The following is a 10,943-nucleotide window of genomic DNA, read 5'->3' on the forward strand; positions in this document are numbered from 1 at the left end:
GAGCGAGGCGTACAAGGGGGAAGACAGCATGACGCACGGAAACGGCATGGAAACCGACCTCTCGCCGGAGGGTCCCGGCGACGACGTCGAGAACGACAATCCGACTCGCATCGGTTCCCGCATCGCCGAACTCCGCAAGATCCACGGCGTGACGCAGCGGGCGCTGTCGGTGCGGGCAGCGGTTTCCTATTCGCTGCTGCGCAAGGTGGAGCGCGGCGAACGCGCCGCCAGCCACTCCTTCGTGGCCGCGGTCGCACGGGCGCTGTCCATCAACATCACCGACCTCACCGAGCAGCCGCACCACAGCCGCCTCGCCGGACCGTCCTCGGACCAGGCGGGCGTGCCCGCGCTGCGCCAGGCACTGGTCGAAGGCGACGACCCGCAGCTCGACGCCGACCCGCGCAGCATCGCCGACCTGCGCGCCGACGTGGCCCGGATCAAGGAGTGGGACCGGCGCACCCGGCACGCCGAGGCGGTGCAGGCGCTGCCCGACGTGCTCCGGCACCTGCACCACGCGGCGCGGGCGCACCCGGACGAGACCGCGGTGCACGAACTGCTCGCGACCGCGTACTCCTACACGATGATCGCGCTGTACCGGCTGGGGCACCTCGACCTGTGCCACCTGGCCGACGAGCGGGCTCGCGCGGCCTCCGCCCGCGGCGCCGACCCGGTGCGCGGCTCGGTGGCGGAGTGGAACCACGCGCTGGTGCTGCTGTTCGACGGCTCCTACAACGCGGGCCTGCGCTCCCTGGACCGCTCGCTGGGCCTGATCGAATCGGAACCGGAGACCCCGGCGACCTCGGCGGTGCGCGGCGCGGTGCACCTGCGCGCGGCGATCATGGCCGCGCGCACCGCCGACGCCGACCTCGCGGACGGCCACCTGCGGGAAGCGCGCGCGATGGTCGTCGACGGCCAGGACGAGGCCAACCACTACGGCACCAAGTTCGGCGCCACCAACGTCGACATCCACGCCGTCGCGGTCCCGGTGGAACTCGCCGACGGCACCACCGCCGTCACCAGGGCCGCCACCGTGCAGCTGCCCGAGCACACTGCGCCCAGCCGCAGCGGGCACTACTGGATCGACCTCTCCCGGGGCTGGCTGCTGCACGGCGACCGGCGGCGCTCGCTGGAATGCCTGCAGACCGCGCGGCGGATCGCGCCCCAGCTGACCCGGTACCACCCGCAGGTGCACGAGACGGTGCAGTCGCTGGCCGCCAGCGATGCCCGCTCCACCAACAGCCTGTCCCACTTCGCCGCCTGGTGCGGCATCCGGCGGTGAGCGGCACCGTGCTCGACGACGGCAGACCCGTGCTCTACGCGCTCGCGATGGGCTCACCCGCGGCCCGCGACGTCGGGCGCCTGGTGGAGCTCGCGCAAGCGGACGCCTGGGAGGTGTGCGTGGTCGCCTCCCCCGATGGGAGGCGGTTCCTCGACGTCGAAGCGCTCGAGGCGAAGACCGGGCACCCGGTGCGCAGCGAGTACAAGGACCCGGCCGCGGCCGACGAACTGCCACCGGCCGACGGCATGATCGCCGCGCCGATCACCTGCAACAGCCTCGCGAAGTGGGCGGCGGGCATCTCCGACACGCTGCCGCTGGGGCTGCTGGTGGAAGCCGTCGGCAAGCGGCAGCCGGTGGTGGCGATGCCGTTCTCCAACCGGGCGCAGATCTCGTTCCCGGCCGTGCAGGAGGCGATGCGCCGCCTCGGCGGCTGGGGCGTCGAGGTGCTCGCCGGGCCCGAGGTCTACGAGCAGCACGAGCCCGGCACCGGCGAAGCGCACCTGCACCGGTTCCCGTGGGAGCTGGCGTGGCGGACCTTCCTCGCCCACCCCTGGCAGCCCCGTCCCTGACACCCCGTCCCTGCGATCACGGCCACCGGCACCACGGCCGCTGACCGCCCCGGGCGGGTCGCCGCGCCCGCACCGGCACCGCACCTAGACTCGCGCCGCGCCGGGACAGCGGCCGCGCGACGAGGGGAGGACGGGTGCCGGTACCGACCGAGCGGACCTGCGCCGCGACCGGCGGCGCGGCCACCGCACCGCCGCCGTTCGCCCGCGGGCCGGTGCTGCTGCTCGCCGGGCTCACCGCGCTGCTGCTGGTGCTGATCAGCGGGCGCTACGGGTACCTGTCCGACGAGCTGTACTTCATCGCCGCCGGCAAGCACCACCTGGACTGGGGCTACATGGACCAGCAGCCGCTGGTGCCGCTGCTGGCCGCCGCCATCGACTCGGCCGCGCCCGGTTCGCTGCTCGCGCTGCGGTCGCCCGCCGCGCTGATCGCCGCGTTCGGCATCGCGGGCACCGCGCTGCTGGCCCGCGAGCTCGGCGCCGACCGGCGCGCCCAGGTGATCGCCGCCGCCGCGTGCGCGCTGTCGCCGTGGCTGCTGCTGAGCGGGCACTGGCTGGCCGCCGCGACGGTGGAGCCCGCGCAGTGGCTCGCGGTGCTGTGGCCGGTGGCGCGTTGGGTGCGGCTGCACCGGGCCGGGATCCGGCGGGACCGGCTGCTGCTGCTCGCCGGGGCCGTCGCCGCGGTCGGGGTGCAGACGAAGTTCCAGATCGTGCTGCTGTGCGCGGCGCTGCTGCTCGGCGTGCTCATCGCCGGGCCGCGCGAGCTGCTGCGGCGCCCCGCGCTGTGGGCCGGGGCGGCGCTCGCCGCGGTCGCCGCGGTACCCGCGCTGGTGTGGCAGGTCGGGCACGGCTGGCCCGCCGTCGACATGGCAGGCGTCGTCGGCGGCGAGAACGACCGGCTCCTGCTGCCGCCCGCGGTGCTGCTCTACGCCGGGCCCGTGGTGGGGGCGGCGCTGTGCTGCTTCGGGACCTGGTGCCTGCTGCGGGACGAGCAGCTGCGGCACGTGCGGTTCCTCGGCTGGGCGGTGCTGCTGCTCACCGCCTTCCACCTGCTGGCGGCGGGGCGGCCGAACTACCTCTCGGGGCTCTACGGGCTGGTGTTCGCCGCCGGGGCCATCGGGTTCCGGCAGCGGGCGACCGCGCGGTGGTCGTGGGTGGTGTGGCCCGCGTTCGCGGTCTCGGCGGTGGTGCCGCTGGCGCTGCTGCCGATCACCCCGCTCCCGGTGGCGGCCCGGCACCCGCAGCTGGCCTCCTACAGCCGGATGTACGAGACGGGGTGGCCGGAGCTGACCCGGACCGTCGCCGACGCCTACCGCTCGCTGCCGCCCGAGCAGCGGGAACGCACCGCGATCGTCGCCGAGACCTACCACCTGGCGGCGGCGCTGGACGTCCTCGGCCCCGCGGCGGGCCTGCCTCCGGTGCACAGCCCGAACCGCGGGTACTGGTTCTTCGGTGCTCCACCGGACGGCGCCACCGAGCTGCTGTACGTGGGTGCCGCGGAGCCGCTCGCGCCGTACTTCGCGGAAAGCGCAGCGGTCGCGCAGGTCCGGACCGGGTCGCTGGTGAACCTCGCGCAGGGCGTGTCGGTGCGGCACTACTCGGGCCCGGCGCAACCGTGGTCCCGGTTGTGGCCGCGGATCCGCACCGGCTGACCGCCACCCACCGCAGGTGAATGGCCCATTCGCCCAGCGCGTTCGGGGGAATGGGCCATTGACCTGGGCGTTGCTCAGGATCGGGGCGGTCGGTTCGGCGGCGGGGCCGGTGGTCCCGGGGGCCGCTGCTGGGGGCCGGGTTGCTGCGGACCCTGCTGCTGGGGGTTCTGCTGCGGACCAGGTTGCGGCGGGGCAGGCCGCTGCTGGTTCGGCGGCTGCTGGTTCGAGCGCTGCGGGCTCGCGGGCTGCGGGCTCGCGGGCTGCTGGGTCGCGGGCTGCCGGTTCCCGAACCGGGCGTTGCCCTGCTGCGCGTCCCGCCCGTGATCGTTCCGCTGCCGGGTGTTCGGGTGCCGCGCGGTCGGCGCCTCCGACGCCGGAGGCTGCTGCGGGGCACCGCCCGGCGGAGTCCCCGGTCGCCCGTCGGCGGGCATCGTCCGCATCTTCCGGGTGCGCAGGGCCGCGAGCGGACCCGGCGGCGGAGGCGGCGGTGCGGGTGCGGGCCGGTACGTCGGCATCTTCGTCGTCCGCAGCTCCGAGGTCCGGAAGAAGCCGGACTGGTGCGCCCCGGCCCACGGCGGTGCCGCCACCTGCGGCAACGGCCTGCGCCGGAAGAACGCGTCCCGCGCCACCCGCATCAGCCCCAGGATCGCGTCCCGCCGCGAGTGGAACAGCCCCACCGGGATCGTCGCCCGCGTCGCGTGGTCGTGCAGCAGCGCGAGCTCGGTGGCCGCCAGCTGGTAGTCCGCCATCGCGCGAGCCCCGGGCAGGCCCGCCTGCATCCGCGCCCAGCTCCGCGCCCGCCTGCGCCCGCTCAGGGTCGCGAGCATCCGCACGTCCACCTCGTGCACCAGCCCGCTCGGGATGTACGGCGGCAGGTGGGTGTCGATCAGCCCGACGATCCGCTTGCGGTCCCGGATCACGATCAGCACCAGCACCACCAGCACCCCGAGCTCCACCAGGTACGCCAGCGCCAGCCCGCCGTAGCCGAACACGGAGGAGAAGTTCCACAGCGAGTGCAGCAGCACCGCCGCCACCCAGCCGCCGACCACGGCGACCCCGCGCCCGGCGCCCCGGCTGCGCGCCGCGTAGGCCACGCCGAGCCCGGTCATCGCCGTGTAGATCGGGTGCCCCAGCGGCGCGATCACCCCGCGGACCAGCACCGTGCTCGCCACCGCGGTCCCTTGCTCCAGGATCCCGTTCTGGTAGTAGAGGACGTTCTCCACGAACGCGAACCCCAGCGCGCACAGCCCCGCGTACACCAGGCCGTCGGTGGGCCCGTCGATCTCGAACCGGCGGAACCACAACATCAGCAGCAGGAAGAAGCCCTTGAAGCTCTCCTCCACCACCGGCGCGATCACCGAGGCGGTCAGCACCTGGCCGAGCTCCGGCCCGTACACCGGCTGCAGCAGCGACCCGCCGAGCGTGTTCACCAGGAACGAGCCGACGATCGCGACCCCGGCGCCCCACGCGAACGCCAGCAGCAGGTTCACCCGCGGTTCCGGTTCCAGCCGGTCCATCAGCAGCACCAGCGCGACCAGCACCACCACCGTCGGGAGCGCCAGCAGCCCGCTCAGCACGGTGCTGAGCACGCCACCGGTGAGCAGGTAGTAGGCCACCGCCAGCAGCGTGCAGAGGCCGCACCCGATCAACCCGATGATGAACGGGAGCGGCACGCGATCGCTGCTGCGGCCTTCGAGGATCGAGCTGGGGCTGAGCGCGGGCATGTCCGGCAGAGTAGAAGATCGTCGCACCGCCCGGTGCCCGTACCCGCTGATCGCGCCGCCGATCGTCAGCCGCGGGGCGCCGTGCCCTGCCGCGGGATCTCGACGGTGCCGGGTTCCGCGGCGCCCGGCTCGGGTGCGCGACCCGCGGTGAGCGCTTTGACCGCGGCGGAGGTGCGGTCGGCGACCTCCAGCTTGGTGAACACGGCGCGCAGGTGGTTCTTCACGGTCCGCTCGGAGATGCCGAGCGACCGGGCGATCTGCCGGTTGGAGCTGCCGCGGACCAGGTGACCCAGCACTTCGTGCTCGCGCGGGGTGAGCCGCTGCAGCAGCGGCGCCGCCTGCGTGCTCGGCGCACCACCGGTCCCGGCACCGGCGGCGCGCTGCAGCGCGTCCCGGTAGACCTCGCCGGCGACCAGCCCGTTGTGGCCGAGGCGCACCCGCAGGGTCACCAGCTGGTTCACCTGCCCGAGCACCTGCTCGAGCGCCGCGGAGTGCTCGACCGCCTCGCGCATCATCGCGGTGATCGCGGTGTCCAAGGCTCGCCGGTACGAACTGGCCATCAGGTGACTCCCACAGGTCGGGTGACATCGGCTGCGCCACCGGGCACACGGGTGCCCCGGACGACGCGAGATCGTTCCGGTGCCGGACCGGGGCATCACCGCGCACCACCGCTGTGACCAGGTCTTTCGCGCACCGTCGCAGGCCGACGCTTCACCACCGGGCAAGGCCTTCCCACCTGCACCGGACCGGTCGCTGCCTCCACTGGCTATGTCGTCAGCGACCCCCGCAGAAGTGACCGACCGGCCACCGATTTCGCCCGGATGCCGCAATCAACGACACGTTCGAGCGATCTCGGTGGTGCTCGCGCGGACCAGGACCCGCGGCCCAGGACGTGCGGAGCAGGCCTTTCTGACCATGTTTGCCACCGCCGCCCGGGACCTAGATTTCGAAACGTCGCACGTCCCAATCCCTCCCGCTCCAGTCGGCCGTGCGACCGCCCGAGTGCGTTCCCAGCGCACTCACGTCGCAGTCTTCCTCTAGGAGGTCTTCGCCATGTCGTGTCCGCAGGCGGCAAGCCGGGTGAGCGCACCACCCACGACTCCCCCGCGACCGCCGGGAGCGATGCCCGGCAAGGGCTGGACCGCCTCGGCCGCGGCCGGCGCGGTCCGGATCAAACTCCGGGACGACATCACCCCGACGTCGAACCTGGCCACGTTCCTGACCGGCGCGCTCGATCCGGAGGCCGAACGGCTCTTCAGCGACTACCTGCCGTACAACCTCATCGACCGGGACCAGTACCCGGGCGCGACCGAGCTGGAGCGGCAGTGCGTGCAGACCCTGGCGGGGCTGTGGAACGCGGACCCGTCGACCGCCGTCGGCACCGCCACCACCGGTTCCAGCGAGGCCGCGCTGCTGGCGGGCACCTCGCTGCTGCGCCGGTGGCGGCACCGCGGGGACACCGCCGGGCGGCAGCCGAACCTGGTGCTCGGGTCGAACGCGCACGTGTGCTGGCACAAGTTCTGCCGCTACTGGGAGGTCGAACCACGCATAGCCCCCGCCGGGCCCGCGGGGCTGCACCTCACCGGCGAGCAGGCGCGGGAGCGCTGCGATGCGGACACCATCGGCGTGGTCGGCATCCTGGGTTCCACGATCGACGGCGGCTACGAGCCGATAGCCGAGATGTCCGCGGCGCTGGACGCGCTCGCCGCCGAGTCCGATGTGGACGTTCCGATCCACGTGGACGCCGCCTCCGGAGGTTTCGTCGCCCCGTTCCTGGATCCGGAGCTGCCGTGGGACTTCCGGCTGCCGCGGGTGCAGTCGATCAACGCCTCCGGGCACAAGTACGGGATGGTCCCGGCCGGGCTCGGGTGGATCGTGTGGCGGGACCCGGCGGCGCGCACGAACTGGCTCAGCTTCGACACCAACTACCTGGGCAGCACGCGCGCCAACCACGAGCTGAGCTTCTCCCGTTCGGCGGCGCCGGTGGTGCTGCAGTACTACAACTTCCTGAGGTTCGGGTTCGACGGGTTCCGCGCGATGCACGCCCGCAGCCGCGGCACCGCCAGCGCGCTGGCCGATGCGCTCGGCGGCATGGGCCCGTTCCGGATCATCGGCGACGGCCGGGAGCTGCCCGTGGTGGTGCTGGCGCAGCGCGAGGGCGGGCACCGCTGGACGTTGCGCGAGCTCGCCGGGCACCTGGGCGCGCACGGCTGGTCGGTGCCGGTGTACGCGCTGCCGCCGGACCGCCAGCGGACCGACGTGCTGCGCATCGTGGTGCGCAACGAGTTCACCGCGCGGCACGCCGAGGACCTGCTCGACGCGGTGCGCGGCTACCTGTCCGGCGCCATCACCACCCCTGCCTGACCCCCGCAGAGAGGACGAAACCGTTGCGCCCCATCCGCATCACCTGCAAGCTCCCCCGGTCCGGGCCCCCGCAGCCGGGCACCGGCGTGCGCCTCGCGCTGTACCAGGGCGAGAACCCGGTCGGCACCTCGGAGGCGGTGACCGCGAACCTGCACCGGATGCAGGAGGTCGTCGAGGTCGCCGCCCGCTACCGGGCCCAGCTGTGCGCCTTCCCCGAGTGCTACACCACCGGCTACTCGCTGGGCGCCGCCGAAGCCCGTGCCCTCGCCCAGCCCGCGAACGGCACCGCGGTGCAAGCGGCCCGCGAGCTGTCGGCCGCGCACGACCTGGCGATCGTGCTGCCCTACGTCGAGCTCGACCGCGCGGCGGGCACCGTGCACGACTCGATCGCGCTCGTCGTCGACGGCGAGCTCGCCGCGAACTACCGCAAGACCCACCTGTACGGGGCGGCCGAGCGGATCAACTTCACCGCGGGCACCGAGCTGCCGCCGGTGGTGAAGGTGAACCAGTTCCCGGTGGGCCTGCTCAACTGCTACGAGTGCGAGTTCCCGCCGCTGTACCAGAGCCTGGTCACCCGCGGGGCGCGGCTCGTGGTGGGCCCGACCGCAGCCGACCACCACTTCACGCTGCACGACGGCACGCCCACCCAGGTCCCGTACCCGGACGCGACCGAGCACATCATCCCGGCGATGGCCGCGGTGTGGCGGGTGTTCGTGGCGTACGTGAACCGGCGCGGCTGGGAGACCTCGGAGCGCGGGCAGTGGCAGTACCGCGGCAACTCCGGGGTGTGGGCGCCGGACGGCGCACCGCTGATCGCGGCCGGGCCGGACGAGCGCCGGGACGACGCCCTGCTGCTCGCCGACTGCGTGCCGGACGAGGTGGCGCCGTTCAGCCCGGAAGGCGATCACTTCACCGACAACAGGGTCGCGCTGCGGGAGGAGCTGCTGCCCCTCCATTGACCCGGGTGCCGGGCCGCGGCATCCGGTCCGGCCCCGGTCACGCCGGTGCGGTCGCCGACCTCCCCGCCTCGGTGGCCGCACCGGCTCCCCGCGCCGCCAGCACCTCCCGCATCGGGGCGAGCCGCACCCCTTCCGCGGTCAGCGCGTCCCGGACCGCGCGGGCCACCTCGGCCGCGTTCGGCCGGTCGCCGTGCAGGCAGATCGAGTCGGCGGCCACCGGGACCTCGCCGCCGCGGACCGAGGTGACCGCGCCGCGCAGCACCGCCAGCGCCTGCTCCGCGCAGGCCCGCGGGTCCTTCGCGACCGGGTTCGGTTCGATGATGATGCGCCCGGTCTCGTCATAGTCCAGGTCGGCGAACGCCTCCCGCACCACTGGCACGCCCCGCTCGGCGACCCGGTCCGCGGTCGGCCCCGCCAGCAGCACCACCGGAACTCCGGGTGCCGCGGCGGCGACGGCTTCGCCGACCGCCGCGGCCACCTCCGGTTCGCGGGAGGTGAGGCCGTAGAAGGCGCCGTGCGGCTTCACGTGGGTGATCGGCACGCCCAGCTCGTCGGCCAGCGCCCGCAGCGCGCCGAACTGGTACAGGCACGCGTCGGCCGCCTCCCGCGGGCTCATCGCCAGCGCGCGCCTGCCGAAACCGGTCAGGTCGGGGAATCCGGGGTGCGCGCCCGCGGCCACGCCCGCGTCGCGCGCGATGCGCAGCGACTCCCGCATGGTCGCCGGATCGCCCGCGTGCCAGCCGCAGGCGATGTTCACCGAGGTGACCAACGGGATCACCCGTTCGTCGTCACCCAGCTTCCACCGGCCGAAGCTCTCCCCCGCGTCCGCGTTGAGATCCACCAGTTCCTGCACCGGACCCACCTCCCGCAGCTGCCGGCCGCGGCCGGTGCCCTGCGGTGTTCCCCGGCCGCGCGCCGGTGGTCCGGCCAGTTTCCCGCAGCGCCCCGGGCCGCGCAGTGCCCCGTTCGGTCGTCTCCGCCGTTCCGCTCCCGATCTCGCCGCGCCCTTTCGGCCCATTCCGGTGCACGCGTTCGCGCGTACCGATCTTCCCAGCCCGCGGGCTATGGTGACCCGAACGTGCGATTTTCCCCGGGCCGCCCAAGGAGTTCTCAGCGCCGGTTCTGCGCCGGGAATCACTTCGGCGCATGCTCGGGTCCACGGCAGATCACCTCCGTAAACCGGTTGAGGAGGTCGACATGGCAGCGACTACCACGCATCTGCCTCCCGCCAGGTACGAGTTCGGCGGCGATGAATTCGTGTTCGTCGAACTCGATCAGGAAATGAGCCTGGAAGCGAACCTCAAGGCGATGGCGATCACCGGCGCGTTGCGGGAGCAGGACATCGACGGCGTCATCGACATCTGCCCGTCCAACGCCTCCTACCTGGTCCGGCTCGACCCGGACCGGCTGCACCCGGCTGAACTGGTCGATGAGCTGCGCAGACTGGAGACGACCGCGGGCGAACTGCCGGACGGCCACGTGGTCCCGACCCGCATCGTCGACGTGCCGATCCTGTTCGACGACCCGTGGACCCGGGAGACGTTGCTGCGCTTCCGGGACCACCACCAGGACCCGACCGGCACCGATCTGGACTACGCGGCGCGGATCAACGGATTCCGCGGAACCCCGGAACTGATCGATGCGATCACGTCCGCACCGTTCTTGGTCACCATGCTCGGATTCGTTCCCGGATTGCCGTTCTGCTACCAGATGGTCCCGCGCGAACGGCAGATCGAAGTGCCCAAGTACGTGCGGCCGCGCACCGATACCCCGGAACGCGCATTCGGGTACGGCGGCGCGTTCTCGGTGATCTACCCGGTGCGCGGTGCGGGCGGATATCAACTGTTCGGAATCGCGCCCGCTCCGGTGTTCGACCTGGCGCGATCGCTGCCGGATTTCGCCGAGAACATCGCGTTCCCGCGGCCGAGCGACATCCTGCGCTACCGCGCGATCGACCGGGCCGAGTACGACCGCATCCGGGCCGAGGTGGCGGCGGGAACCTTCCGCTACCGCACCGCGGACGTCGAGTTCGCCCCCACCGCGTTCCTCGCGGACCCGGACGGCTTCAACCGGACGTTGCTGGAGGTGCTGGGATGAGCGAGGTCATCGTGCGCTCCGGAGGGCTCTCCACGACGGTGCAGGACGCCGGGCGCGACGGCTGGTACGCGATCGGGATGCCGCCGTCCGGCGCGCTCGACCAGTACTCCTTCCGCGCGGCCAACCTCCTGGTGGGCAACCCGGAGGGCACCGCCGCGCTGGAGGCCACCTACATCGGCCCGGAGCTGGAATTCACCGACGACCGCCGCATCGCCGTCACCGGCGCCGACGCCCCGGCCCGCGTCAATGGCGAGCCCGTCCCGGCGTGGGAGACGCTCGCGGTGCGCGCCGGGGACGTGCTG

General features: G+C 73.4%; 9 protein-coding genes and 1 pseudogene. 7 read left to right on the forward strand and 3 right to left on the reverse strand.

Annotated elements, in window-relative coordinates; all coding sequences use genetic code 11:
• Positions 1-28 precede the first annotated feature (28 nt).
• The 3 genes from ABZ805_RS23770 (at position 29) to ABZ805_RS23780 (ending at position 3,497) form a co-directional block, all read left to right on the forward strand.
• The gene (locus ABZ805_RS23770) at positions 29-1,279 is read left to right on the forward strand and encodes a helix-turn-helix domain-containing protein (RefSeq protein WP_358444265.1); all 1,251 of its coding nucleotides are present in this window, start codon (positions 29-31) and stop codon (positions 1,277-1,279) included.
• Positions 1,276-1,848 (forward strand): flavoprotein, encoded by a 573-nt coding sequence (locus ABZ805_RS23775; protein ID WP_358444268.1) that lies wholly within the window; start codon positions 1,276-1,278, stop codon positions 1,846-1,848. Before ABZ805_RS23770 ends, ABZ805_RS23775 begins: the two co-directional genes overlap by 4 nt.
• A 134-nt stretch (positions 1,849-1,982) precedes the next feature.
• A complete protein-coding gene (locus ABZ805_RS23780) occupies positions 1,983-3,497 on the forward strand; it encodes a glycosyltransferase family 39 protein (protein ID WP_358444270.1) in 1,515 nt (504 codons plus the stop codon).
• A gap of 74 nt (positions 3,498-3,571) precedes the next feature.
• On the opposite strand, the gene ABZ805_RS23785 is transcribed toward ABZ805_RS23780, so the two are convergent.
• A complete protein-coding gene (locus ABZ805_RS23785; RefSeq protein WP_358444273.1) occupies positions 3,572-5,221 on the reverse strand; it encodes a PrsW family intramembrane metalloprotease in 1,650 nt (549 codons plus the stop codon).
• A 65-nt stretch (positions 5,222-5,286) separates the two neighbouring features.
• A complete protein-coding gene (locus ABZ805_RS23790) occupies positions 5,287-5,781 on the reverse strand; it encodes a LuxR C-terminal-related transcriptional regulator (protein ID WP_358444276.1) in 495 nt (164 codons plus the stop codon).
• 562 nt (positions 5,782-6,343) lie between these two features.
• Here ABZ805_RS23790 and ABZ805_RS23795 point away from each other — a divergent pair.
• On the forward strand, positions 6,344-7,585 hold the full coding sequence (locus ABZ805_RS23795) for a glutamate decarboxylase (protein WP_358444279.1): 1,242 nt from the start codon (positions 6,344-6,346) through the stop codon (positions 7,583-7,585).
• A 23-nt stretch (positions 7,586-7,608) separates the two neighbouring features.
• Positions 7,609-8,544 carry a nitrilase-related carbon-nitrogen hydrolase gene (locus tag ABZ805_RS23800; protein ID WP_358444282.1) on the forward strand — a complete coding sequence of 312 codons (936 nt, stop codon included), beginning with the start codon at positions 7,609-7,611 and terminating at the stop codon, positions 8,542-8,544.
• Positions 8,545-8,581: 37 nt separating this feature from the next.
• On the opposite strand, the gene ABZ805_RS23805 is transcribed toward ABZ805_RS23800, so the two are convergent.
• On the reverse strand, positions 8,582-9,397 hold the full coding sequence (locus tag ABZ805_RS23805; RefSeq protein WP_358444285.1) for a 5-oxoprolinase subunit PxpA: 816 nt from the start codon (positions 9,395-9,397) through the stop codon (positions 8,582-8,584).
• A gap of 344 nt (positions 9,398-9,741) precedes the next feature.
• Here ABZ805_RS23805 and ABZ805_RS23810 point away from each other — a divergent pair, with 344 nt between their 5' ends.
• Together ABZ805_RS23810 and ABZ805_RS23815 are read left to right on the forward strand one after the other, a co-directional pair.
• Positions 9,742-10,641, forward strand: a complete 900-nt coding sequence (locus ABZ805_RS23810; RefSeq protein WP_358444288.1) for a carboxyltransferase domain-containing protein — start codon at positions 9,742-9,744, stop codon at positions 10,639-10,641.
• A pseudogene (locus tag ABZ805_RS23815) lies at positions 10,638-10,943 on the forward strand (allophanate hydrolase); the annotation flags it as partial. The gene ABZ805_RS23810 and the pseudogene ABZ805_RS23815, both read left to right, overlap by 4 nt.

This window comes from Saccharopolyspora sp. NPDC047091, assembly GCF_040643635.1.
Taxonomy (GTDB): domain Bacteria; phylum Actinomycetota; class Actinomycetes; order Mycobacteriales; family Pseudonocardiaceae; genus Saccharopolyspora_C.